At 42.6% G+C, this 24,657-nt stretch carries 23 protein-coding genes and 1 other annotated feature; of the genes, 18 read left to right on the top strand and 5 right to left on the bottom strand.

All coding sequences use genetic code 11. The annotated features are described in order from the left end of the window. The first annotated feature begins 127 nt into the window (after positions 1-127). Positions 128-922, top strand: coding sequence for an SDR family oxidoreductase (locus tag MKY63_RS26095; protein WP_339810337.1), 795 nt, complete (start codon positions 128-130; stop codon positions 920-922). Between the two features lie 46 nt (positions 923-968). Here MKY63_RS26095 and MKY63_RS26090 read toward each other — a convergent pair whose 3' ends face one another. Beyond that, on the bottom strand, positions 969-4,031 hold the full coding sequence (locus MKY63_RS26090; protein ID WP_339810334.1) for an ATP-binding protein: 3,063 nt from the start codon (positions 4,029-4,031) through the stop codon (positions 969-971). 853 nt (positions 4,032-4,884) lie between these two features. Here MKY63_RS26090 and MKY63_RS26085 point away from each other — a divergent pair. The 5 genes from MKY63_RS26085 (at position 4,885) to MKY63_RS26065 (ending at position 9,387) form a co-directional block, all read left to right on the top strand. Beyond that, the gene (locus MKY63_RS26085) at positions 4,885-5,232 is read left to right on the top strand and encodes a VOC family protein (protein ID WP_076125591.1); all 348 of its coding nucleotides are present in this window, start codon (positions 4,885-4,887) and stop codon (positions 5,230-5,232) included. A 252-nt stretch (positions 5,233-5,484) separates the two neighbouring features. Then, entirely contained in the window at positions 5,485-6,048 is a 564-nt protein-coding gene (locus tag MKY63_RS26080) for a hypothetical protein (protein ID WP_326047130.1), read from the top strand. 100 nt (positions 6,049-6,148) lie between these two features. Next, positions 6,149-7,030 carry a phosphotransferase gene (locus MKY63_RS26075; protein ID WP_036677327.1) on the top strand — a complete coding sequence of 294 codons (882 nt, stop codon included), beginning with the start codon at positions 6,149-6,151 and terminating at the stop codon, positions 7,028-7,030. 734 nt (positions 7,031-7,764) lie between these two features. Then, positions 7,765-8,214: a DUF1569 domain-containing protein gene (locus MKY63_RS26070; protein WP_076274493.1), complete on the top strand. Its 450-nt coding sequence runs from the start codon at positions 7,765-7,767 to the stop codon at positions 8,212-8,214. A 78-nt stretch (positions 8,215-8,292) separates the two neighbouring features. Next, positions 8,293-8,530 (top strand) — a binding site (T-box leader). Positions 8,531-8,577: 47 nt separating this feature from the next. Next, positions 8,578-9,387 (top strand): GNAT family N-acetyltransferase, encoded by an 810-nt coding sequence (locus MKY63_RS26065; RefSeq protein WP_076274494.1) that lies wholly within the window; start codon positions 8,578-8,580, stop codon positions 9,385-9,387. 47 nt (positions 9,388-9,434) lie between these two features. Here the strand turns inward: MKY63_RS26065 and MKY63_RS26060 are convergent, their stop codons facing one another. Further along, entirely contained in the window at positions 9,435-10,148 is a 714-nt protein-coding gene (locus MKY63_RS26060) for a MerR family DNA-binding transcriptional regulator (protein ID WP_076274495.1), read from the bottom strand. A 157-nt stretch (positions 10,149-10,305) separates the two neighbouring features. On the opposite strand from MKY63_RS26060, the gene MKY63_RS26055 reads away from it, so the two are divergent. The 3 genes from MKY63_RS26055 (at position 10,306) to MKY63_RS26045 (ending at position 13,035) form a co-directional block, all read left to right on the top strand. Beyond that, a complete protein-coding gene (locus MKY63_RS26055) occupies positions 10,306-11,187 on the top strand; it encodes an alpha/beta hydrolase (protein ID WP_076274592.1) in 882 nt (293 codons plus the stop codon). A gap of 252 nt (positions 11,188-11,439) precedes the next feature. Then, positions 11,440-12,075: a glycoside hydrolase family 11 protein gene (locus tag MKY63_RS26050; RefSeq protein ID WP_036677315.1), complete on the top strand. Its 636-nt coding sequence runs from the start codon at positions 11,440-11,442 to the stop codon at positions 12,073-12,075. Positions 12,076-12,207: 132 nt separating this feature from the next. Then, a complete protein-coding gene (locus MKY63_RS26045) occupies positions 12,208-13,035 on the top strand; it encodes an SUMF1/EgtB/PvdO family nonheme iron enzyme (protein ID WP_076274496.1) in 828 nt (275 codons plus the stop codon). A gap of 103 nt (positions 13,036-13,138) precedes the next feature. Here MKY63_RS26045 and MKY63_RS26040 read toward each other — a convergent pair whose 3' ends face one another. After that, complete coding sequence (locus tag MKY63_RS26040; RefSeq protein ID WP_038574483.1) at positions 13,139-13,993, bottom strand: LysR family transcriptional regulator; 855 nt, start codon at positions 13,991-13,993, stop codon at positions 13,139-13,141. Between the two features lie 131 nt (positions 13,994-14,124). Between MKY63_RS26040 and MKY63_RS26035 the strand changes: the two genes are divergently transcribed. Continuing rightward, a complete protein-coding gene (locus MKY63_RS26035; protein ID WP_076274593.1) occupies positions 14,125-15,114 on the top strand; it encodes a zinc-binding dehydrogenase in 990 nt (329 codons plus the stop codon). A 23-nt stretch (positions 15,115-15,137) separates the two neighbouring features. On the opposite strand, the gene MKY63_RS26030 is transcribed toward MKY63_RS26035, so the two are convergent. After that, positions 15,138-15,707 (bottom strand): hypothetical protein, encoded by a 570-nt coding sequence (locus MKY63_RS26030; RefSeq protein ID WP_076099221.1) that lies wholly within the window; start codon positions 15,705-15,707, stop codon positions 15,138-15,140. A gap of 276 nt (positions 15,708-15,983) precedes the next feature. Between MKY63_RS26030 and MKY63_RS26025 the strand changes: the two genes are divergently transcribed. Continuing rightward, positions 15,984-16,487, top strand: coding sequence for a DUF1572 family protein (locus MKY63_RS26025; protein ID WP_036677310.1), 504 nt, complete (start codon positions 15,984-15,986; stop codon positions 16,485-16,487). 70 nt (positions 16,488-16,557) lie between these two features. Here MKY63_RS26025 and MKY63_RS26020 read toward each other — a convergent pair whose 3' ends face one another. Then, entirely contained in the window at positions 16,558-17,427 is an 870-nt protein-coding gene (locus MKY63_RS26020) for an AraC family transcriptional regulator (RefSeq protein WP_036677307.1), read from the bottom strand. 123 nt (positions 17,428-17,550) lie between these two features. Between MKY63_RS26020 and MKY63_RS26015 the strand changes: the two genes are divergently transcribed. From MKY63_RS26015 to MKY63_RS25985, 7 genes are all read left to right on the top strand, one after another. Beyond that, positions 17,551-18,609, top strand: a complete 1,059-nt coding sequence (locus tag MKY63_RS26015) for a Gfo/Idh/MocA family oxidoreductase (RefSeq protein WP_036677306.1) — start codon at positions 17,551-17,553, stop codon at positions 18,607-18,609. Continuing rightward, on the top strand, positions 18,606-19,463 hold the full coding sequence (locus MKY63_RS26010) for a sugar phosphate isomerase/epimerase family protein (RefSeq protein WP_076274497.1): 858 nt from the start codon (positions 18,606-18,608) through the stop codon (positions 19,461-19,463). The genes MKY63_RS26015 and MKY63_RS26010 overlap by 4 nt, the downstream gene beginning before the upstream one ends. A 25-nt stretch (positions 19,464-19,488) precedes the next feature. Next, complete coding sequence (locus tag MKY63_RS26005) at positions 19,489-20,382, top strand: sugar phosphate isomerase/epimerase family protein (RefSeq protein WP_036677301.1); 894 nt, start codon at positions 19,489-19,491, stop codon at positions 20,380-20,382. 144 nt (positions 20,383-20,526) lie between these two features. Continuing rightward, positions 20,527-21,660: an amidohydrolase/deacetylase family metallohydrolase gene (locus MKY63_RS26000; RefSeq protein WP_076274498.1), complete on the top strand. Its 1,134-nt coding sequence runs from the start codon at positions 20,527-20,529 to the stop codon at positions 21,658-21,660. Continuing rightward, complete coding sequence (locus MKY63_RS25995) at positions 21,614-22,726, top strand: DgaE family pyridoxal phosphate-dependent ammonia lyase (RefSeq protein WP_076274499.1); 1,113 nt, start codon at positions 21,614-21,616, stop codon at positions 22,724-22,726. Before MKY63_RS26000 ends, MKY63_RS25995 begins: the two co-directional genes overlap by 47 nt. Next, entirely contained in the window at positions 22,719-23,474 is a 756-nt protein-coding gene (locus tag MKY63_RS25990) for a KDGP aldolase family protein (RefSeq protein WP_076274500.1), read from the top strand. The genes MKY63_RS25995 and MKY63_RS25990 overlap by 8 nt, the downstream gene beginning before the upstream one ends. Further along, complete coding sequence (locus MKY63_RS25985; protein WP_036677293.1) at positions 23,467-24,483, top strand: sugar kinase; 1,017 nt, start codon at positions 23,467-23,469, stop codon at positions 24,481-24,483. The genes MKY63_RS25990 and MKY63_RS25985 overlap by 8 nt, the downstream gene beginning before the upstream one ends. Positions 24,484-24,657: the final 174 nt, after the last annotated feature.

Genomic DNA, 24,657 nt, shown 5'->3' with positions numbered 1-24,657 from the left:
AAGAACTTTGGCGCAATCCGCTAGTTACTGAACAACCCCGGTACGATAATATAATCCTAGCCGGCACACAGGACTGTTCTTAAAATGACAACTACTCAGCACGCCGTGATAAAAGGAGAAGTGTAATATGGATATGGGATTAAATAATAAAACAGCTTTAATTACAGGATCAACAAAAGGTATTGGTAAAGCAATCGCCATTGAACTCGCTAAAGAAGGGGTTAATGTACTAATTAATGGACGGAATTATGATCAGGTAGAACAGACTGTAAATGAAATAAAGTCGAATTTCCCGGCTACCTCTCCACAAAATGCTACAGCGGATATTGTGGATATTGCGCAAAGAGAAGCTTTATTCGAAAAATACCCTAATATAGATATTTTAGTTAATAATATGGGTATCTATGAAATTATGAAATATGAGGACGTTGACGACGAAATATTTGAAAAATACTTCCGCACTAATGTCCTTGCTGCGAATGGATTAACAAAATTCTATTTACCTAAAATGTTACAAAAAGATTATGGCCGCATTCTCTTTATTGCTAGTGAAGAAGCCATTATGCCTTCAGGCCAAATGCCTCAATATGCAATGACCAAATCAATGTTATTATCATTGTCAAAAAGCTTATCTAAGTTAACGATAGGAACTGAAGTTACAGTCAATACAATCATGCCAGGACCAACACTATCTGAAAATGTGCATCAAATTATTGATGGGATATACTCCAATGAAGATATGACTTTTTCAGAAAAAGAAAGAAAATTTATGACTACAAATCTTCCTCAATCTGAAATACAACGATTTATTAAACCTTTTGAAATAGGCAGACTAGCAACATTTGTATGCAGTCCTTATGCCTCTGCATTTAAAGGTTCTCCAATTCGCATGGATGGGGGAATGGTGCCGACTATTTTTTAAGCTTACTCTGAAAGGATATAGATAAAGATACAAAAAAAGCCACTCCTTATGGAGCGGCTTTTTTGCTTGAAAAGTTATCACTGTCCTCTGGTACAACAAAGGATACCAAGGTGCCTTCTCCAGGCTTACTCTGGACCGAGAGACCTTGACCATATAATTGACTTAACCTCCGATGGGTGTTGGCCAGCCCGATGCCACCTTTGCCTTCCATCAATGGCTTCAGCAGTAAAGAGAGTGTTCCGGAATCCATGCCTTGCCCATCATCCTCCACTTCAATCTTTACAGTCTTGTGCAGACGGATAATACGTATTTGAACAGTTCCACCCTGTTGGCGCTTAAGTATACCGTGCTTAACAGCATTTTCTACCAACGGTTGGATGGATAGAGGAGGGATTAGGATATCAATATTCGGATCTATCCTCCAGACAACAGATATCCTTTCTGCAAATCGAGTCTGTTCAATATACAGATAAGATTCTACCAATTCCAGTTCATGGGAGAGGTTCACGAGCTCTCCGATATTTAAAAAGTCAAAACTGATTCTTAAGAAAGAAGTAAACGCACCAATGAGCTCCTGCATTTTTTTAGTATCCAAATCACTGAGTGCGGCAATAGAGTTCAACGTATTGAATAAAAAATGTGGTTGTATCTGTGCTTGTAGATATGCTGCTTCTATCCGCACCCGTTCATTGAAGGATAACTTCATTGCAGTTAAAGCCCGAATACGATATTTAAGCTCCACTGCGTCCACAGGTTTTGTGACATAATCATTGGCACCGGACAAAAATCCAGTATAAATATCCTCAGGCTGACTACGGGCAGTAAGCAATAGAATCGGAAGCTCATATAAGGAGTAGCGAGTACGAACCTTCTGTGTTAATTCGTATCCCGACATCTGTGGCATCATAACATCGCCAATAAGTAAGTCCCAGTTCCTTTTATCCAACAATTCCAATGCTTCATTGGCTGAGTTCACGGTAGTTATGATATAAGGTTCGGTTTCAAGAATACCCTTTAGTACATTCAGATTGACAGGATCATCATCTACCACCAGAATATTTACCTTAATCTCTGTAAAAAGCGGCGGAATTTTTTCAGAGTGGTTACTTGGCTGGTGTTCGGAAATTCCCCACTCAGTCATCTGTCTATGAATCTCATCTGCCATATACGAAACTGTAGGTTCCGTCTGTCTTATTATCTGTTCGCTGTAAGAATCGGCAAGAGAGAGTGTGAAACTAAAAGTTGAACCTTTACCAAGCTCAGATTGAATGCTTAGGCTGCTCCCATGCAGTTCTACCAGCTGTCGGCATATGCTTAATCCCAGCCCAATTCCACGCCCGTCATTTATTCCGTGAGGACCTTGCTCATAGGGTAGAAAGATCCGTGCCATAGTCTCTTCAGTCATGCCCACTCCAGTATCTGTCACATAGATAAGAACCTGTCCGTCCTGTTCCTCAGCCTTAACAGCTACAAGTCCTGCTTCGGTGTATTTGAGCGCGTTGTGCACCAGATTTAATAAAACCTGCACCAGTCTTTTCTCGTCCGCAAGAACTGGCGGCATAGCTTCCGGGATATCCATAGATAGCTGTACTGGCTTACCTTCAATCATATATTGAAGCATACTAATCACACCGGGAACTACCGATTGAACCGAAATAGGTTCCTGTTGTAAAATAACACGATGCTCCTGAAGACGGACCACATCCAGTAGATCACCAAGCATATGAGACATACGGCGGCTGATTGTAATCAGCAGCTCCATATCTTGACGGCTACTTTCGTAAAGTCTGTCCTTTTCCTTTGTGACAATATTTTGTGCGATATTCATGATTCCGTGAAGCGGTGTGCGCAGCTCATGTGAGGTATTAGCGAGAAACTGGTCCTTAAGTTTGTCTGCTTTTTTCAGCTGCTCATTCAGTTCCATGTTCTCTTTAGCATTTTGAAAATACTTTTTAAACCAATAAGCTGAGAAGCCCACGATGGCTGCGATAATATCCAAAGGATAATAGACAATTGAATAGTGTCCGTTACTATCCCACAAATTCCATAACAAATTAGAAACGATCGCCGCACCTGATAACAGCAGAAAAACAACATCTTTATCATCTTGCTTTTTGAACAATAAGCGCCCTAAGCTATAGAGCAACCAAATGAAGGGAATATACTGGAACACTTGAATGATTCCCAAATGAATGGATGTGCTGACCCAATAAGCTGGGACAGTAAGTATAAAAACAGAATAAAGACCAAGACTCACTACGTATGCACGTAACCACTTATTGATTTTGGCAACTGAGGTGAATTTTCTAAAAACAAGAAGAATAAAAAGATTTTGCCACAAAAAAGCAAGCAAGCGGATCTTTAATGACCAGGTATAATTAATCGGCACTATTGCAAGAAGTAAGTTGTCATTACGGGCTAAAATGATAACAGCTACGGATAATGTCATTAACCCTACAAGAAACAAGGCTCGTTCTTTAGGATTAAATAAATAAAGAATGCAGGCATAGAGCCCATGCAACAACAGGATGATTGCTGTTAACATTTGAAAACCTACGGTATAAAAGTATGTACGGTCAACTTTTTCCTGAGAACCAAAATAAACAGGCCCTGCAATCCCCCCCTTATAAGGTAGATCAAAGTTTGCTACACGAATAAGCACATCAATTACTGTTGTGTTTTTTGTGAAATAGGATACTTTATATGAGGTGGTTTTGGGCACATAAGTATCGGCATCAAGAGATATTGTCCCATTATTGAGCAATAGGCTACCGTTAATTTCTACGCTGGATGCAGTATAGATTTGTTTGATCCACAATGCTACAGGCTGCTGAAGGGGTTCTACCAAAATTCGCAGACGGTAAGTACCAAAACCGTACGAAGAAGGGTCATCCGTTCCTATCGCGCGGCTCCAGTCTCCGGGAACTTGAAGCGGGAGGGAAGGTTCTGTTAAAGTTGAAATATCCTTGGACGTTACGAATTGCGAAGGATAGAAGCTCCATTCACCATCCAGCCTGAATAAGTTAGACTGCTCCAGATCCTGGCCGCGTAAATCCAGTACACCATTGTTAATCACAGGTACAGTGTTGGAAACCTTAAATATACTCAACCAAATGCAGCGTAGGCCAAAGAGAATGCTTATAAAAAGTAGAATGATAGCTAATTTGTTTAAAATAGTTTTATTTTTCATGAGAACATTATAGCAAATATTTCTAATCTAGAATCTAAAATGAAGATTATTTACATAAGAAGGAGAAGTAATGAGCAACGGACACTGCGTGGGGCTAGGAGGAATGATCCCCACATTGAAGAAGCATGATGTAACTCCTTGAACACTTGAGTACTCGAATTTGCTGTAGGGCGTTTGTATTACTTGATGTGCGACTATGCTGCTTGTTTGGCGTCTGTGATACCGAATGTGCAACTATGCTGCTTATTTGGCGTCTGTGATACCGGATGTGCGACTTTGTTGCTTGTTTGACGTCTGTGATACCGAATGTGCGACTATGCTGTTTGTTTGGCGTCTGTGATACCGGACGTGCGACTATGCTGCTTGTTTGGCGTATTGTATTCCCACACTCTCTCTTCACGATGAGCGATCGGACTCAGATGCAGCTATTTGGCTGAATTTTGGATTTTAAGAAGTGTTTCGGACCCCAGAGGCGTTATTCGTTCCAAACATGGCGATATGAGGGCTTTTCGAGCCAATAGCGACTATAGAGTCCGATAGGTTCTCAAATGAGCCGGATTATGGTAAATAGCGACTATAGGGTCCGATAGACTTCACTCCTGCTTCTAATGCCATTTGTTATAAGCTTGGCTTCTCGTTTATTGTGAATGTGATATTGAATCCCCCGTTGGCACTAACCTTCGATGTAATGACTGGAAGTTAACGGTGGATTCTCCTTAATCCTAAAGGGTACATTATTAGAAAATTCAATGCAGACAGGAGTGTAGATACGATGATTAAAGGTTTCGGAGGAATATTCTGGAGAACTAAGAATCTTGAAGCTACAAAAAAGTGGTACAGTGAGGTGTTGAAGCTTGACATAGAGAATTGGAATGGGACTGTGATAAAACCTCAAGTGGGAAATGAGACTATCTTTTCTTTCTTTACCGAGGATGACAGTTATTTTCCAATAGAACAACAAGTGATGTTAAATTTCCAAGTGCATGATCTAAACGAGACGATTAAGCATTTTGAACAGATTGGTGTACCTCTTGCAAAGAAAATAGAGATTAGTGAATTTGGAAAGTTTATTTGGATTGAAGACCCAGAAGGTCGACTGATCGAGCTTTGGGAGAAATAAGGAGTTGCAGGTTATTATTAAGCTACCGGTGCGTTAATTTAATAATATAGCTAATTAACTACTATCATCTTAGGTGCGGCGCTTGCGCTGCATGCATGGCTAACAGAATACTATTCTCACCCAAATAGGGAGCATACCATCTAGGTGTACTCCCTGTTTCATTGAAGGAACTGGAAAATTAGTGCAACATTTCACCTATTAATAAAGTCAATAAAGATGTTATGAAATAAAATCATAAGAGCAGGTGGTAAATTGAATCTTCGTTTAATCACGTTAATATGTTTATTTACATTCGCGTTCTTTATTGCAAATGGACAAGATGCTAAAGCTTTATCCTGTGTCGAGATAGGAAGTCCCCAAGAAGCCCTAGAGGTCTACGGTGGAGCTATTTATGGTGAAGTAAAACAAATAAAGGTTGATTTGAAACAAGAAGGATTTGCGGGGCCAAAAGAGAAAATCAGATATATATTAGTGGATGTTGAACGAAGTTGGAATACTGAAGTTGACTCTCAAATTATTGTGGGAACAGACTACACTTGGGGTTTTGATTTTAAGGAAGGTAATAAATACTTAATATACATTAGCGAAGTGGATGGCGTAACAAGCAGTAGTCCATGCAGTTCAACCATTGAAATGAATAACCTTAACCAAGCAACAGAACTATTCGGTGAAGGACTTCGACCCAAACAGCAAGTACACATAGAATACAAGATGTGGTTAATGTTTGAGCAGGATACTGATTTGTATATCGTAATTGCAATAGTACTAGTAGTGATTTCAGTCATTTACCTGAGAGCAAGAAAGAAAAAGAGCTAAGTGTAATCTTATTGCACTAACGGTTAGGATAGTTCAAATAAAATTAAGAAAAAGATAGCTGAACTAATTACTATTTCATTCATAACATGTGAGGTGCGAGTTGAACTTAGTAGAAATGATCATAAAAAGATTTAACCTTAATGTATTAAGTATAGATAATGTTCCTGAGTCCTTTAGTTCACAAGTATACAAGCTGAATCTTACTAATGGAGAAACGGTGTATGCGAAGATCCCTTATAACAGGGATAAGCTATATCGCGAATATCGTATGCTTGAAATGTTGAGAGAGGTATTACCGGTTCCAAAAGTGTTAGACTTCTGGAGTGGGGATGACTTAATCTCTGGTGCATTACTTTTATCTGAGATTAAAGGTATACCATGTACAGGTGCTATTGACGATGAATTAGCATTTCAAATTGGGTTACTTCACGCAAACCTGCATGAAGTTAAAATGCCGGGATATGGTGTGGAAGGATTAGACGGTTTTCAATTTTCTAATCAGAACAATTGGAGACTTTATATAAGAAATAGCTTTGAAAAATTTATAGAACCTTGCAAGGAAGTCCTTGAGAGAGGACTTTTCGAAAAATGTATTAATTACTTTGAGGGTGCTTTCTCAGTTTTACCTCCTCCTGATGGCCCGTGTGTTGTTCATATGGATTTTCGACAAGGTAATATACTAACAAATAATAATATGGTTGTTGGAATTATTGATTTTGAGAGTGCACGGGGTGGATCCTCTGAAATTGATTTCACAAAAATTAACCGATATGTTTGGGAAGTGAATCCTCAAAGTAGAATTTCGTATAAAAAGGGATATTCAACAATTCGTCCTCTAATGGATTTGGAAACAATACTACCCTTTTATAATTTTTACGATGCTTTTAGTGCTGTTGTCTGGTGTAAAAATAGAGGGATTGAAAAGAACAGGGCGTTCCTAAAGGAAAGTATTTCTGTATTGCAGAAATCCGTAGGTTGTTGAAATTACGGGACACGTTAGTTTGCGAAGGATATTCCTTGTTTTACGGAGGAGATGATAATCTGAAACTATTTATTGATTGGCTAAACCGCAATCGAATACGTCGATGCGAAGCCTGTAACACTGAGCTTAATATTTATTCATATTTCTCCGATGAATCGCAGATTTTGTACTGTGTTGCATGCAATAAGTATTATATTAGGGCGGACAAAAGCTCTCCCATATTTAAGTATGAAGTTTCCGAGGGGCTTTTAAAGATATGGGAAATGGACCCTTATCATAGTTATTATACAGGGATTCCAATTAGCGAAGCATACGAGCCGAAGTGGATTAAATTTCTCCGTAAAATATTAAGATAACAGGAAACGATAGTTAAATAACGAGTTAAGACGAGGAGCTACCTGCATTATGGGTAACTTTGTTACGTTAGCGGACATGATAGTGAATAAAGGATAGAATGATAGAGAAGGGCGAAGATTAGATTGGTAGTAGCTTCGAATTGTAATGTTGCAACGATGAATATAATAGCCCAAGAAGATTTTCGTCCAGCTGGTTGAACTTACTCCAGCTGGTGCAGAAATATTGGGTGCTATCTACGAACAATATCCTGAGTGGAACCAGCATCTAATAACTAAACTTGTACTTGTACCAGAGCAATAGGATAAGATAGCAGACTCTATTGACAATTTCATGCTAACTTTTGAAAAAAACAGAAAATCGAAATGGGGAGTGTGTTTATGGAAAATATATATAACAAATTACATACCGCAGAAATACTGAGCCGTATCGAGAATTTAAGTCCAAATTCTAAACCGCAATGGGGAAAAATGAATGTTGCTCAAATGTTGGCTCACTGTTCTGCATTTCAAGACATCGCAATTGGAAACTCCTTTCCCCCTAGAAATTGGCTAGGAATGCTAATAGGAAGTTTTATAAAATCTATTTTTTATAATGACAAGTCGGTACCACACAATATGTCAACAATTCCGACCATACTTATTTTAGATGACAGAGATTTTGGGAAAGAAAAAGAAATACTGAAACAAAAGATTTTAATTTTTCAAAGTAACGGTCCGGAAAAATGTTCATCCCATCCACATCCTTTTTTCGGAAAATTCACTCCGGAGCAATGGGGTAAAGGGATTTATAAACATCTAGACCATCATTTAAGACAATTTGGTGCTTAGTATTTTTTCGCAATGAACAATAATATATTATTGACATAAAATCCCTATTACTTTATATTGTATTTAATTACATTGCAATCAAATGCGACGAAGAGGACAAGTAAATCCGGATATGTCGATCAGAGAACTGCCGGTTGGTGCGAGGCAGTGGACACCCGAATCGAACAATCGCCTCAGAGCTGGCTCCCGAAATCATAGTAGGCGGGCCCGGGATTCTGCCGTTACAAAGAAGCATCGTTGTTGGACGATGGCAGAGAGGGTGTATTCACGAATACACTAATCAGGGTGGTAACGCGGAATCTACTCCGTCCCTAATGGGACGGAGTTTTTTGCGTTCATATAAATAAATAAGGAGGAGTAACGATGTTCCAAACAATCAATGTTTCCGATCGCATACTAAGCCAGGATATGTTTATTGCTGATGAGGTTCAATACAACCTGATTCACCTTATTTGCGAGTCGAAGAGTTCTAGATGCTTAAAAGATTCTGGTGAAACAATGATCTATGCCCAGTCAACGGGACATAACGCATGGCTTTGGAGTTCTAAGGAGATTGCCGAGGATAAGAAGATCGTTCTCTACGAAGAACTTATAGAATTCCTTAAAGGGACAACATTATCGGGAGTATCTGGAGAACCAAAAACAACAGAACGTTTTGCACAGCTGTATTCTCAGGCAAATAATCTTCAATATGAGTCCACGATGACTATAGAATCTTATTTCTGTACAGATCCAAAGAAACCTTTGAACGTAAAGGGCATAATGCAACAAGCAACGAGAAAAAATGTGGCCATTGTAGCAGAATTTTTGGCGGGTTTCTCAGAGGGGGCTTATGGGATTACGGTGAACCCAGAAACTATAATTCTAGATGCCAAGAGGATGATTGAGACAGGTGACTTGTATTTATGGTTTGTAGACCATAAACCTGTATCGATGGCGTACATTGCACATCGGTCGGCAAGATATTCTAGATTAAATGCGGTATACACACCTCCGTCTTGCCGGAAAAAAGGTTATGCAAGTGCACTAGTAGCAGAGTTATGTTCTGTTCTTTTATCGGAGGATTTAGTGCCCATGCTTTATGCTGATTTAAAGAATCCTGACTCCAATAAGGTGTATCGAAATATTGGTTTTGTGGAAAGCGGAAAGATTGTTGACATCAAGTTCAAATAGGCACGAAAGGGCTACCGCAAGGTAGTCCTTTTTCTATGATCAATATGTTACTTGGCATTACTTTTATACAATTTAACATAGTTTGTAAGTTCAGCTATCGCGAAAAATTGCTTCGTTAATTGAGAATTCAATTTTTGTAAGGCAAGCTGAAAGGATACCTCCACTTTTTTGTAGTTATGTGTTTCTATTTCATTCAAAAGCTGTTTCATATTCTCGATATAATAAACGGTTTTCCTTAAACTGCTGATAAGAATAATTTTTCTTAATTCCGTTAAAGTGAAGACTCTGTAGCTATTATCTTTGTTCCTATTCGAAGAGATTAGCCCTTCTTGTTCCCAATGCCGAATAGCTGATGGATTAACTCCTGCCATTTGTGCAACTTCACCAATCGTCATTGAATCTGTTACAGTTAAATCTTTGTATTTTGATAAATCAACATCCCGAAACATGCGTAAAACTTCCTCTAACCTTTCTTTTTCCACTTGGGTCTTATGTTGCTCCTGATTGATTGCCCAAAGAGCAGACTCCATCTGCTGGCCTTTAATCTTCCTCATCACATCGTACACAACCGGAATTTCATATCCCTGCAATAATGTCCGAATGGTAATAAAAGCTTGCACATGGATGGAAGTGTAACATCTGCGGTTGCTGGCGGTCCTTGGTACATCTGGAATTAAACCTTGATCTTCGTATCTCCTTAAAGTAGTGGTACTCACATTTAATTGCCTAGCTATCAGTGTAGGTGTATATATCTCTTCCATAATCATCATCGCCCCAAAACATTAAAGTTGAACCTTCAAGTGCTACAACAATATTAAATCGAATTTAGGCAGATATATCAAGGGAGGTAGAGGGATGAACCGAAAGATTGCATGAATGTTATATGATACTTTTATAGAACATAAAGGAGTGAGTTCATTGAAAAAGATAATACAATTAGCAAACCAATCAGAAATAGAAGTAGGTATGGCAGGGCTTCCAGATCGTCCAACCATCATGTTACCCATCGCTAAAAAATCTGTGTACAATCAAGAAGCAGAAAACTTAAAGCTATGGGGAGTAGATCCCGAATTAGGTAAACATTTTGTTGAAGGATTAGCGGACACTTTTCAAGTGCTTTATTTCGATTATGAAGGTCATCTATTTCAACATCCAGTGGAAAATCTAACAGCAGATCATATTGTGAAGGATCTACTCCACATTGCGGATGAAATGAATGTTACAAGCTTTAGTTACTACGGTTATTCCTGGCTTGCGTTGATTGGATTGCAAATGGCTATAAGAACAGATCGCTTGGAGAGTTTGGTAATGGGAGGTTTTCCACCCTATAATGGCCCCTATCAAGAAATGAGGGTTGTGACCCATAAAACACATACACAAGCTTTGAGTAACCAAAATGAATCTGTAGAAAGCCCAACAGGATCGGAGAATCCAAACGAAATGGATTGGGACAATATAAAGGTTACCATAGATACCCGTGTTACAGCACAATTTGTCTCTCTATACCAGAGCCTCACAGCCTTTGATGATCGCAGTATTCAACATTTGCTTAGTCTCCCTAAACTAGCTTTTGCAGGTGGAAATGATACGATCGTTTACGGTGAAAATTTCGGGAGCGTTACCGTTGACATCGTCGGGTTGTTAAAAAAGAATAAGGAGCAGTTGGCGGATTTAGGCTGGGATGTTGAAATCCTTTTGGGAGCCCAGATGGACCATACAAAAGCTATGCAACCAGCAGTAGTCTTACCACTGATTAAGCCTTGGTTTATGAACTTGTTACTAAAAAATACTGGATTGTAATTGTGGCAGATACAAAAATCCAGTGAATAAGGTATCCCAAAAGAACAATACTTTTTAGGGTAAAAGCTTTAATTTGAAGAGATTAAATAGTAAACGATCTATGATAAGATTCCATATGTAATCGCTTACATTAATATATATGGAAGGAAGTGGTGTTGCGAATCTGCCCCAACAAGAAATTGCTTCGACTACTAGAAATACAGACAAGCAGTATGTAGGTATGTAGTGACAAAAAATTTCAGGAGGTAGATTATGTTTAAATTTAACAAGAAAATCGTGACTGTAATTATGGCCGCTTCAATGAGTTTCAGCTTGTTTGCAGCAACCTCAAGTGCAGCGACAGACTATTGGCAAAATTGGACCGATGGTGGCGGGACAGTAAATGCTACTAATGGATCTGGTGGGAATTACAGTGTTACATGGTCAAATACTGGTAACTTTGTTGTTGGTAAAGGTTGGAATACTGGATCCCCATCTAGAACAATAAACTACAATGCAGGCGTCTGGGCACCATCCGGCAATGGGTATTTAACTCTTTATGGGTGGACGAGAAACTCCCTCATAGAATATTACGTCGTTGATAGTTGGGGCACTTATAGACCTACTGGAACCTATAAAGGTACCGTGACTAGTGATGGAGGCACATATGATATATATACGACTACGAGAACGAACGCCCCTTCTATTGATGGTACGGCAACCTTCACACAGTTTTGGAGTGTAAGACAATCCAAGCGAGCAACGGGAAGCAATGTCGCGATCACTTTTGCCAACCACGTTAATGCTTGGAAAAGTTACGGAATGAATCTGGGCAGCAGTTGGTCTTACCAGGTATTAGCGACAGAAGGATATCAAAGTAGCGGAAGCTCAAACGTAACAGTGTGGTAATAACAGGTTATCTATAAGTAATCACTATCATTGCTAAGGTTGTCGGTCCACAACCGGCAGCCTTAGATCATTCTAGATCATTCAGCAAATGATACTTAACTACATACCAGTGGTTGGAAAGGAGATATATCCATGAGAAAACTATTAATTTCTCTTTTAATAGTTGTTACTATCAGCGCTTGTTCGCAAGAAAAGCCTGAACAGAAGGATACTTATGTATTGGTCAAAGGTGGAAATTTCATTAACACAAATTCCAACTACAAAAGTACAACTATATCAAATTTCTATATCGGCCAATATGAAGTTACTCAGAAAGAGTGGGTTGAAATAATGGGAAGCAACCCTTCAGCATTCAAAGACGACAACTTGCCAGTAGAAATGGTTAACTGGTATGACGTAATAGATTACTGTAATAAAAGAAGTATAAAAGAGGGGCTCAAACCCTATTACAATATAGATAAAAATAAAAAAGATCCGAATAATAAAAGTGATAACGATACTTTAAAATGGACAGTAACACTCAATGCAGGAGCTAATGGTTACCGATTGCCTACAGAAGCAGAGTGGGAATATGCTGCGGGTGGAGGACAGTTGAGCAAAAGTTACACCTACAGTGGAAGCAATAAAGCAGATGAAGTAGCATGGTATTGGCAAAACGCTGGAGACAAATTCTTATCAGGAGATTGGAACTGGCCGATCATAGAAAACAACCATAACAAAACAAAATCTATTGGTGGCAAAAAACCTAATGAGCTAGGTCTTTACGATATGTCAGGGAATGTTAGGGAATGGTGTTGGAACTGGTACGGAGATATAGATAGTAAGAGCGGTTCTTTCCGGGTTGTAAAGGGTGGCGGGTGGATCGGCGGCATTAACAACAACGAGATTTCATTTCGGGGAAAGTTCGAAGCGAATGGTATGGGTCCTGATCAAGGTTTTCGAGTGATTCGTGGTGAGTAGACGGGAACAAGACATACCAAGTATAATCGGAAAAAGCTGAAAAGGGTTTGATTAATATACAAGCTTTGCGCTCGAATATAATCAAACCCCAATATGTAGGTTGCTATATTTCTTCGATCATTTGGATTAATTTTGACAACGCACTAGTAAAAACCGCGTTCCGGCGATACACAAACCATACCTGCAAATCTCGATATCCTTCTGGCAGACGGTGGGAAGTAATTACTCCCGCCTCTTCGGCCTTAGAGATCGAAGATTGGGGCAGCATAGACACGCCGAGTCCAGCGGAAACCCCACTTAGAATTACATCTAACGTTCCGTATTCCATAATCTTATAAGAGCTCATCCCGCTTTCATTTAGGAAACTCTCAGCTTTGGCACGATGTGTACATCCGACGTCGAAAAACAACATTGGCTTTGTAAGCAATTCGCGCATATCGCTCTTACCTGGTTGTGAGATAAGCACCAGCTCCTCTTCGAAAGCAACTACATGTTCTATATCAGGCTGGTCAATGGGTCCATAAACAAAGGCTCCATCTAGTTGGTAATCAAGCACTTTTTGTAAGAGTTTATGCGTTTCTCCCGTTATAAGCGATAGATTAACATCGGGATATCGTAAGTGATATTCGGTTAGCAGAGGCGTTAGATGAGTAGCCGCTGTTGTTTCGATGGAACCTAAACGGAGCGGACCAGTAGGGTGCTCAGAGTATTGTGTGGTTATTACAGCCTCGTCCATTAGTAATAATATTTTGTCTGTATATGCCAGTAAGTTCTCACCTGCCGGCGTTAACGTCATCCCTCGATTGGATCGGCGAAATAGGGGGATTTTCAGCTGAGCTTCTAGATACTGAATCCGGTTTGTCACATTTGACTGGACATAATTTAAGACTTGAGCAGCCTTCGTTATACTACCCTCGCGAGCAACCGCTTGAAATATTCTCAAATCTCCACTTTCCATTTCCTTTGCACCTTCTTGGTATGATGATTAATGATAGTCACCTTCAGTTTTGATCATTTTACTGGATTACACCCACTATGTAAAATTTATTATAGATTCATTAATAACAACTTGAGGAAGGGGCTTGGATGATGAAAGCCATTGTACATGCTGGAGAAGGTGGCCTGAAGGGCTTGAACTATAAAGAGATTATGGATAAAAGACCGGGGATTGGAGAAGTGAAGGTTAGGTTAAAGGCTGCAGGGCTGAACCACAGGGACTTGTTTATCATGGATGACAGAACAAAACAGGATGCTCCTTTGATTATCGGCTCTGATGGCGCGGGGAGAATTGAAGCAATAGGTGAAGGTGTACTTGATCATAATGTTGGTGAAGATGTCATCATTAATCCGTGCATCGGATGGGAATATGCCGACAATGTTCCTAACGTTCCAGCCATTGTAGGGGGACCTTCAGAGGGTACATTCGCTGAGTCAATCATCATTCCAGCGCAAAATGCCATCAGCAAGCCAGCTTACCTGTCATGGGAAGAAGCCGGCGTGCTGCCCTTATCAGCCTTAACAGCCTATCGGGCGCTGTTTACTAGAGGCCGCTTAAAGAAAGGTGAACACGTTCTTATACCTGGCATTGGTGGTGGGGTTGCGACATATGCCATGATGATGGCTTCAGCGGTGGGTGCACGTATCAGTGTCACTTCACGCAGTGAATCGAAAAGACTAGCTGCACTCGCTCATGGAGCTGACCATGCTTTTGACAGTCATAGCAATTGGAAGGAAAGCATGAATGGAGACACCGTTCATCTCATCCTCGACAGCATTGGGCCTGCGACGTTCCCGCATTACTTTGATATTATTAAACCTAATGGACGTATTGTCACATTTGGTGCAAGCTCAGGAGACCGAATGGAAATCCCGACGCGAGCCATATTTTTCCCGCAAATTAGTATCATAGGTACCTCAATGGGAAGTAGTGAAGAGTTTACGGATATGCTTCAATTTATGGAACACCATTCGATTCGACCTATCATTGATCGAGTGTATCCTTTACAAGACACAGTTCAGGCATTTCACCGAATGCAGCAGGGAGAACAATTTGGTAATATTGCGATAAGAATAGAATGAGCTGAGTCCCATATAACTGGAATTCAAATGCCAAATATATCGATTTCGGAGACAGGAAACCACTTCTTCGAAGCCACATCTTTAAAAAACACTTGAATAGTGTAGGTGCCCTTTGTATTAAAGGAATATGTATACTCGTTGGTTTTGAACCAAAAGTTTTCTTCGCTGTTCTTAATTTGTTGAGCATCAATGGTTTCTGTTTTGTCCGCAGGATCGGTGATCACAACCTTAATATCTGAAATTTCTGCTTTTAAATGATCCACCTGTAATAGAGTAGAAAATGCAAAACGTGACGGGCTTTTTACTTTACCAAAAATCTCTCCATTATTATCGAGCATAACCATGTTTATATTAGGCTTGTAGATTCGAACCGTTTTACCTGATTCATCCAAGGCGAATAGTGCAAATAAATCTTTAGACAACTGTTCAGTCGTCAAGGAAATCGAACCTTCGGACAATATTGCGGGCTGTTTTTGAAGCACATTATTCAAATATAATGATACTTCAGATGAGCCAGCTGCAGCATAAATCACGGTTCCAGGTAAAATCATGATGCAAAATCCTAAAAGAATCAGCTTCCTTAATTTTCTCAATGATTTTCCCTCCTATAGAGCTTTATGTTAATTATACCCATAAGATGGAAGATAGTTTCTTTTACACAATTAATAAAATAAAAGAAGGTCAGTAGAGGGAACTACCCTTACCTGACCTTCTTGGTGTTAAATGAAAGAGTTATTTTTTCTCAGGAGCCAGGATAAGAATGTAACAAAACATTGTGGCATAAAAATAGCATTGGGACTAGATTTCATTTGACAGAGGAGATGTGTTTGGTAAAATTATACATAGGTTTTATTAATAGGAGGTTAGCAATGGATATCGCCATTGAGTTAATTGAAAGTATGTTAGTCAAATTTAGATCGGAAAAGAAATGGACGCTCCAAGCAATCGAGCAATGTACCCAAGAGGATATTACATGGTCCCCAACCGTGGAAAGTAACAGTATTGCAAATTTGGTTGCTCATATTAGCGGGGCAGTACACTCACGAATTGAAACTATCCTTTTAGATATTCCGGATACTAGAGATAGGGAGAGGGAGTTTGAAAGAGGCCTAGAAATGACAAAAGAACAAGCCATAACCATGACCAGGGATGCTTTTGATATTATCATCCAATATCTTGAACGGCTCCAATCTAACCCGGAGTTATTGATGTCACAACCCTTTCTTAATTTACCACCACTTACATATAGCCAAGTAAATAACGAGACTACTGCTCTTAATCTCATGATAGCGATGGTGAGAGAAGTCCATTATCATACAGGCCAAATCATTTATGCAGCAAAAATAAGAAAGGGTCAGCTTGTATGGCAATGACAGTTTAACTAGAGGAACGATACATACACTAACAAAGGACTGCCAAGAGGCAGTCCTTTGTTCACTCTAACTAGAATCCTCTCACACTGCTAGGGGTTACCTTTTTATGTTTTTTAAAGGTGCGGCTGAAGTAGTAGATATCGCTGAAGCCAGTAGTGGTAGCGATTTCAGAAATCGTTAGCTGGGTATGGCGGAGCAAATAATCTGCACGGTCTAAACGGACAGCATTTACATATTCCGATATCGTATGCCCAGTGAGTTCCTTAAAGAGACGGCTGAAATGGAAGCGGCTTAACCCCGTTAGCGCCGCAAGTTCGTCAACTTGAATCGGCTCCTGGTAATGGGTATCGATATAACGCAAAACAGGTGCGAAGCGTTCAACGGTCTGAATACGTCTTTCTTGCTCCGCTTGTGAGAGTACGGTGACGATATGTCTGCGCAACAACAGTGTTAGCAGGCGGTACAGCTCGGATTTGACAGCCAGCTCGTAACCAAATTCGCGACGTTCCAGTTCCCGGATAATCGCCAACGCACAGTCTGTAATGTGCTGATCCCCTCGGATATGGTTACGTAACAGCAGCTGGTTCCGCTGAATCGGGGCGATGAACTTGGTTTCGGCAGCGTCGCTTACCGCACTATGCAGCAAGGAAGTATCTGCAATAATCGCATAATACAATAAATCAGAAGAAGCGCTTACCCCATAATGCAGCTCGTTGCTGTTCACAGCAACTAAATCGCCAGCCCGGACGTTAATTGGTGTTCGTCCGCACTCAAAAACAGCCTCACCACTTTCAATAAATATAAACTCAAGATGCTCATGCCAATGATGTGGGAACAACATAACTCCTTCTTGGTTGAAGCGCTGGGTATGTACTTTAATCGGGAACTCGGGATCCGGCATGTCCATGGGTTCCTGTAGATGTTTATCATAGTCCAACATTTATAGACTGCACCTCCTATAGCACAATTGTACAAATGAAACCGCAAGGCTCTGCATGGTATTTAGGGTTGAAATCATTATAATACGAATCATAACCTATGCAAAATAAAGGAGCGAGTGTTAATGGATAAGATCAAAATTGGCGTAATAGGTACGGGCTCTATCTCCGGCATGCACTTAAGTGCTTATCGGAATAATCCGCAGACAACCATATATGCGGTATGTGATCTGAATGAAGAACGTGCACGCGAAGTAGCTACAGAATATAACGTCGAGAAGGTATACACGGATTACCGTGAATTACTGGCCAATTCCGAAATAGATGCAGTCAGCATCTGCACATGGAACAACTCCCATGCCGAGATCAGCATCGCGGCGCTTGAGGCAGGCAAGCATGTGCTTGTGGAAAAGCCGCTTTGCCGTACGGTTGAAGAAGCGCTTCAGGTACAGCAAGCAGTGGAAAAGAGCGGCAAGATTTTGCAAGTAGGCTTTGTACGACGTTATGACTCCAATGCCCAGCTCCTTCAGACATTGGTGGAACAAGGAGAATTCGGCGAAATCTACTATGCAAAGGCAACGACGTTCCGTAGACTAGGCAATCCCGGCGGCTGGTTCAGTGATATTGAACGCTCAGGCGGCGGACCGCTGATCGATATTGGCGTCCATGTGATCGATCTTTGCTGGTATTTGATGGGCCGTCCGAATCCAGTATCGGTAAGTGCCAATACCTACCGGAAGCTCGGCAATCGTTCTAATATTAAGAATCTCTCTTTCTATAAAGCCGCGGATTACGACGCAGCGAACAATACGGTGGAAGATTTAGCAAATGCACTAATTCGCTTTGAGAATGGAGCTTCGCTGATGGTCGATGTCAGCTTTACACTGCATGCCAAAGAAGACGAGCGCTCAGTACGCCTGTACGGGGACAAGGGTGGTTTTGAAATCGATCCTGAGATAGTCATCGTTAAAGAACAGGCGGATACGATCGTCAATACCTATCCGCAGACTGATAATAAAGGATTTGAGTTCAACAGTGCATTCCAGAATGAAATTAATCATTTTGCGAGCAACATCAGTACCGGCTCTACACCGATTAGTCCTGTGCAAGACGGCGTTACAATCATGAAGGTACTCGGCGCGATCTATGAATCCGCAGCCAAAGGTGAAGAGGTGAAACTATGAAGTTAGGAATCAGCACTTACAGTCTGCATTCAGCTTTTTCGACGGGTGAGCTCACGCTTGAAGGAGTCATTGAGACGATCGCCGATCTGGGCGCAGAACATGCGGAGATTGTACCCTTGGGTATCAATTTGGTTGAAAATCCTGAGCTAATTGATCAGATTGTACGAACAGCAGCGGGTCGTGGACTAGAGTTATCCAATTATGCTATCGGGGCGAACTTTGCCGGGCTGGAGACAGCGGAAATGCAGCGGGAAGTCGAGCGGGTAAAGCGGGAAGTAGACGTGTGCGCGGCATTAGGCATTCAGCGGATGCGGCATGATGTAGCCTCCTCAAACGATCTATCCATCACGCATTTTTTGGAAGAGCTTCCACGTTTGGCTGAAGCCTGCCGAGAAATTGCCGATTATGCTTCAGGTTTGGGCATTACGACCAGTGTGGAGAATCATGGATACTTTATTCAGCACAGCGATCGTGTACAGGCGCTGGTTCATGCCGTAGGAAGAGACAACTTCCGTACAACACTCGACATTGGGAATTTCCTGTGCGCAGATGAGAACCCGCTAATAGCTGTACCTAACAACATCAAGCTTGCTTCGATGGTGCATTTCAAAGATTTCTATATTCGTCCGCAAGACCGCCAGCCTGGCGAAGGTTGGTTCCAATCCTCCGGTGGGAACTGGTTGAGAGGTGCCATCGTTGGTCAAGGAGACATCGACATGCCGAGTGTAATTCGAATCGTTAAAGAAAGCGGTTACGACGGATATATCTCTGTAGAATTTGAGGGAATGGAAGAGTGCCGTAAGGGAACAAGACTGGGGCTGGAATACATCAAGCGGGTTTGGAACCAAATCTAATTAATTATACTGGAGGATTATTGCCATGGTTAAACCAATTATCACTAATAAAATCGGTGTTATCGTAGACAGCTTTCAGGTTGGAGTGAAAGAAGGATTGCGTAAGGCAAAAGAAGCTGGGGCAGATGGAGTTCAGATTTATGCGGTGCAAGGCGAATTTGATCCCGCTACTCTCTCTCAGTCAGCACGCCGTGAATGGAAGGATTACATTGCTTCGCTGGGGTTAGAAATCTCTGCCCTCGTTGGAGATTTAGGCGGACATGGCTTTCAGGATCCTGCCCAGAACCGTGCCAAAATTGAAAAGTCCAAACGCATTATGGAGCTGGCCAAGGAGCTAGGTACAGATATCGTAACTACACATATCGGTATTGTTCCCTCTAACCCAGCCAGTAAAATTTATGAAACCATGCACATTGCCTGTGAGGAACTTAGCAGATATGCACATGAGATGAATTCTTATTTTGCGATTGAGACTGGGCCAGAACCCGCTGCACGTCTGAAGACTTTCCTCGACGGTCTGGGTTCCAGAGGGGTTTCCGTTAATTTTGATCCGGCCAATATGGTCATGGTGACTGGTGATGATCCGGTGCAAGGTGTTCATACTCTAAAAGATTACATTGTACACACCCATGCTAAAGATGGTCTCAAGCTTGCCGATATCGATCCGCGCGATGTTTACGGTCAATATGGTTATGAAGCACCAGCATTAGACCATGAGAAGATCGCTGAAATGGCCGAGACCGGCTCGGCATTCCGTGAAGTTCCGCTCGGAGCGGGTTCTGTTGATTGGAACAACTATCTGCAAGCGCTGAACGACATCGGTTATACAGGATTCCTGACCATAGAACGGGAGGTTGGCACTAATCCGGAGGAAGATATCCGCCAGGCTGTGAATTTTTTGAAGGGTTTTCGGGTCTGAACACGGTAGTAATAAAGATTAAATAGTTCATCCAAACAGTCCCTGTGAAAAAAGATCTTACATCCATTGGGACTGTTTGTGTTATAGAGTGTGCGGGAAAGACCTAGGACGGTAATGTTCTGAATTTGGAAAGAAGGTGTGACGATGACAGCAGAACGTTTGCTCCTCCGCCGGGCGAAAGTCCTGAATGGAATGGAAATGGACATTGTCATAGCTGATGGCAACATAGTCCAGATAGTTCCCGGTGGCACCGCCGAAGACCATGGTTTCAAGGTCGTGGAAGCCAATGGGGCATATGTCTCTAGCGGCTGGATCGACTTGCATGTACATGCGTTTGCAGAACTGAATCCGTATGGAGACGAGATTGATGAGATTGGAATCAGATGCGGCGTGACTACGCTCGTGGACGCAGGTAGCTGCGGAGCGGAGCGAATGGGTGAGCTGGCGGAGGCGGGGGAAAAGTCAGCAACGCAACTGCTAGCTTTTCTTAACATTTCAAAGATTGGCCTGATGCGAATTGACGAGTTGTCCCAACTAGAGTGGATTGATCATGAAAAGGTGCTTCAGGCGGTAGTTGCTTATCCAGAATTTATCGTAGGATTGAAGGCCAGAATCAGCAAAAGCGTAGTGGGTGACAATGGCATTCAACCGCTTCATCATGCGCTGGAGCTCTCGGAGAAGACCGGGCTGCCGCTGATGGTACATATTGGCTCCGCTCCGCCGGATATCCGTGAGGTTCTACCGCTACTTCAACGCAACGACGTGATAACCCATTATCTAAATGGTAAAAGCAACAATTTATTCGATAAGGAGAATCGTCCGCTCCAGGTATTGAGAGATGCTATTGAGCGAGGAGTTCACTTGGATGTGGGACACGGTACGGCTAGCTTCTCGTTCGCTGTGGCCGAGGCGGCCAAACAAAACGGTATTGATCCGGATACGATCAGCACGGACATATACAGAGGCAACCGTATGAATGGTCCCGTCTACTCCATGGCGAATCTGTTGAACAAGTTTCTCGCACTGGGATATTCCCTTGAAGAAACAATTGCACGAGTGACGAGCAGAGCAGCCCAGTGGCTGGGACGCCCGGAACTTGGGGAGATTCGGGTCAATAACAAGGCGAATCTGACCCTTTTTCGTGTGACGGATGAGAAGATTGAGCTGGTAGATTCTGAGGGGGAACGCCGGGTAGCGCAGCAAACCATTCAAGCAATAGGGGTGATCATAGGTGACAAATACATGGAATGCGAAATACGGCCTGAAAAGAGTTATTAATGCAAGCGGCCGGATGAGCATCCTCGGGGTATCGGCACCGACCGATACGGTGATGGAAGCTATGCGTCAAGGCGGACAGAGTTATGTGGAAATCGCCGATTTGGTGGATAAAGCGGGAGATTATGTTGCACGTCATACAGGTTCTGAAGCAGCGGTGATCGTGAACTCGGCTTCCAGTGGAATTGCTTTATCCGTGGCGGCGCTGGTAACCCGCGGTAATATTCGTACAAGTCTACGGCTCCATCAGGATAGCATTTTTAGAAATGAAATTGTAATGCTAAAAGGTCATAACGTACAATACGGTGCACCAGTGGAAACCATGGTTTATCTCGGTGGCGGTAAAGTGGTGGAAGCAGGTTATGCCAATGAAGGACGGGCGGAGCATTTGGCCGCTGCGATCTCGGATCAGACTGCGGCTATCTTGTACGTCAAATCTCATCATGCCGTTCAGAAGAATATGATCTCTGTAGAGGAAGCTTGGGCTGTGGCCCAAACTCATAACGTACCGCTTATAGTAGATGCTGCAGCGGAAGAGGATCTGCAGAAATATGTGCAAATATCCGATCTGGTCATTTACAGTGGCTCCAAAGCCATAGAAGGTCCAACATCCGGACTTGTGGCGGGAAAACGTCTTTATATTGAATGGCTGAAAGTGCAGCTTCACGGCATTGGACGCAGCATGAAGGTTGGTAAGGAAACATCCTTCGGTCTGATGCAGGCGTTGGATGAATATGCTCACAAGCAGGATACAAGCGAAAAGGAAAAAGCTACGCTCCAATTGCTGATGCCGCTCGACGGGCTTCCCGGAATTCGGGTAGCTATCGTGCAGGATGAAGCAGGCCGGGCAATTTACCGTGGACGCATCCATGTGGACCCGAATCAGTGTGCAATAACAGCACTTGAGTTGTCCCAGCAGCTTCAACAAGGTGAAGTGGCTATTTACACTAGAGACTATGGGGTAAGGCAAGGTTATTTTGATATTGATCCGCGTCCGCTAATGGGTGATGACATAGAAATGATTACTGCGAGGATAAGGGAATTGACAGGAGGGGTAAGCAATGTCTGAAGTTAACAAGCGGTTCTATAAAGGTCGGGTGGCCTTAAACGTATTGGCTAAGGATATAGAAAATGCCAAAGAGGTGTTTGCTGCCGCCGAAGGTTATGTACTGGTCGGTGTATTGTCCAAAGATTATGCAACGGTAGAGGAAGCCGTACAGGCGATGGAGGCATATGGGCGGGAAATTGACGGTGCGGTATCGATAGGACTAGGTGCAGGTGATAATCGGCAAGCTGCTGTTGTTGCAGAGATTGTCAAATCCTATGCTGGCAGCCATATTAATCAGGTGTTCCCGGCAGTTGGGGCGACCCGTGCCAACCTTGGAGCGAAAGATAGTTGGATTAACAGCATGATCGCACCAACGGGACAACCTGGTTTTGTGAATATCTCCACCGGCCCGGCCAGTGCGGCACAATCTGTCCCGGCTGTAATTCCCGTGAATGCGGCCATTGCATTGGTCCGGGATATGGGCGGAAATGCTTTAAAGTATTTTCCGATGCAAGGGCTGAGCCGTAAAGCGGAGCTAATCGCTGTGGCCAAAGCCTGTGCGGAAGAGGGTTTTGCGCTGGAGCCGACCGGCGGTATCGATCTGGACAACTTTGAAGAGATCTTGTCCATTATATTGGAAGCAGGAGTGCCGCAGGTGATTCCCCATGTCTATACATCGATTATCGATCCGCAGAGCGGAAGAACGAGAGTGGCGGACATACAACAGCTGTATCGGACGATGAAAAAGCTGGCGGATCAATATGCCTAAACATATCGCCGCTTTTGGTGAAATAATGATGCGGCTACAGGTACCAGGCTTTGAACTGTTATCTCAGGGTAACCTGCTGAAGTATTCCTTTTCCGGCACCGGCGTCAATGTACTGTCTGCATTGTCCCGATACGGACATCAAGGAAGCTTGGTGTCGAGGCTGCCTGCGAATCCTATTGGTGACGCAGCAACAGCCTATCTTCGGCGACTGGGTATCCAGCCGGAGCATATCCAGCGCGGGGGCTCAAGTATAGGGATGTACTTTCTTGAAAACGGATTCGGGGCTCGCCCCTCCCGAGTGACTTATTCCGGTCGCCCGGAGAGCAGCTTCAATACTGCTCCTCCGGGCACTTATCCATTCGCAGAGCTGGCAGACCTCGCGGATGCTGTTCATTTCTGTGGGATAACGCTGGCAATGAACGACGGTGTGCGAAAAGCGATGAAAACTTATGCAGAAACGGTTAAGCAGCGCGGTGGTCTAGTCGTTTTTGACTGCAATTACCGCCCATCGCTTTGGGGAGAGAGAGGCTATGAGCTGGCGCGTTTCCATTACGAAGACATGCTGCATTTGGCCGACATCGTGCTGATGAATGAAAAAGACGCAATGCTAATCCTTGGTATGAAGCCCGAGGGAACTTCAAGGGAAGAACAACTTCAGGAGCTAATTCCCGCAGTAGCTTCACGCTACAGTCTATGTACGATAGCAGGAACGCATCGGTCCATCCATGAAGATAACCGCCATTCGTTGCGCGGTTATATCTTCAAATCCGGTCGCTTCGCATATTCCGAGACCTTAAGCTTTCCGGTGCTTGATAGAGTCGGGGCTGGAGATGCATATGCCAGTGGTATAATTCACGGAGAGCTGGAAGGTTTTGATCCTCAGCATACTGTAGCCTTTGCGGCCACGGCCGGTATGCTAGCCCACACAGTAGAAGGAGATTCTCCGCTGGCCACCGAGCAAGAAGTTATTGGTGTGCTGACAGGTGCTGTAAGAGATATATTGAGATAAAGAAGAAGCTGCCTTACAGGAGAACAGGCCTGTGCGGTGGCTTTTTTTATCGCTACAGACACTGTAACTTTGCTCAGATCAAGAATCTGATCCAATGGCTACAGGCTAGATTTGGCTTATTTAGGTCTTTTTAAATAGGTGTAAAATCCATTTTTTGCAACTTTATCCTCTAAC

The sequence above is a fragment of the Paenibacillus sp. FSL R7-0189 genome, assembly GCF_037969925.1.
Taxonomy (GTDB): Bacteria; Bacillota; Bacilli; order Paenibacillales; family Paenibacillaceae; genus Paenibacillus_AQ; species Paenibacillus_AQ odorifer.
This window is presented reverse-complemented; position numbering and strand designations above follow the sequence as displayed.

Bases quoted from the DNA above. Each gene is read 5' to 3' on its own strand.
- MKY63_RS26095 (WP_339810337.1), top strand. From the start codon at position 128: ATGGATATGGGATTAAATAATAAAACAGCTTTAATTACAGGATCAACA.
- MKY63_RS26085 (WP_076125591.1), top strand. From the start codon at position 4,885: ATGATTAAAGGTTTCGGAGGAATATTCTGGAGAACTAAGAATCTTGAA.
- MKY63_RS26070 (WP_076274493.1), top strand. From the start codon at position 7,765: ATGGAAAATATATATAACAAATTACATACCGCAGAAATACTGAGCCGT.
- MKY63_RS26065 (WP_076274494.1), top strand. From the start codon at position 8,578: ATGTTCCAAACAATCAATGTTTCCGATCGCATACTAAGCCAGGATATG.
- MKY63_RS26060 (WP_076274495.1), bottom strand. From the start codon at position 10,148: ATGGAAGAGATATATACACCTACACTGATAGCTAGGCAATTAAATGTG.
- MKY63_RS26050 (WP_036677315.1), top strand. From the start codon at position 11,440: ATGTTTAAATTTAACAAGAAAATCGTGACTGTAATTATGGCCGCTTCA.
- MKY63_RS26045 (WP_076274496.1), top strand. From the start codon at position 12,208: ATGAGAAAACTATTAATTTCTCTTTTAATAGTTGTTACTATCAGCGCT.
- MKY63_RS26040 (WP_038574483.1), bottom strand. From the start codon at position 13,993: ATGGAAAGTGGAGATTTGAGAATATTTCAAGCGGTTGCTCGCGAGGGT.
- MKY63_RS26035 (WP_076274593.1), top strand. From the start codon at position 14,125: ATGAAAGCCATTGTACATGCTGGAGAAGGTGGCCTGAAGGGCTTGAAC.
- MKY63_RS26025 (WP_036677310.1), top strand. From the start codon at position 15,984: ATGGATATCGCCATTGAGTTAATTGAAAGTATGTTAGTCAAATTTAGA.
- MKY63_RS26020 (WP_036677307.1), bottom strand. From the start codon at position 17,427: ATGTTGGACTATGATAAACATCTACAGGAACCCATGGACATGCCGGAT.
- MKY63_RS26015 (WP_036677306.1), top strand. From the start codon at position 17,551: ATGGATAAGATCAAAATTGGCGTAATAGGTACGGGCTCTATCTCCGGC.
- MKY63_RS26010 (WP_076274497.1), top strand. From the start codon at position 18,606: ATGAAGTTAGGAATCAGCACTTACAGTCTGCATTCAGCTTTTTCGACG.
- MKY63_RS26005 (WP_036677301.1), top strand. From the start codon at position 19,489: ATGGTTAAACCAATTATCACTAATAAAATCGGTGTTATCGTAGACAGC.
- MKY63_RS26000 (WP_076274498.1), top strand. From the start codon at position 20,527: ATGACAGCAGAACGTTTGCTCCTCCGCCGGGCGAAAGTCCTGAATGGA.
- MKY63_RS25990 (WP_076274500.1), top strand. From the start codon at position 22,719: ATGTCTGAAGTTAACAAGCGGTTCTATAAAGGTCGGGTGGCCTTAAAC.
- MKY63_RS25985 (WP_036677293.1), top strand. From the start codon at position 23,467: ATGCCTAAACATATCGCCGCTTTTGGTGAAATAATGATGCGGCTACAG.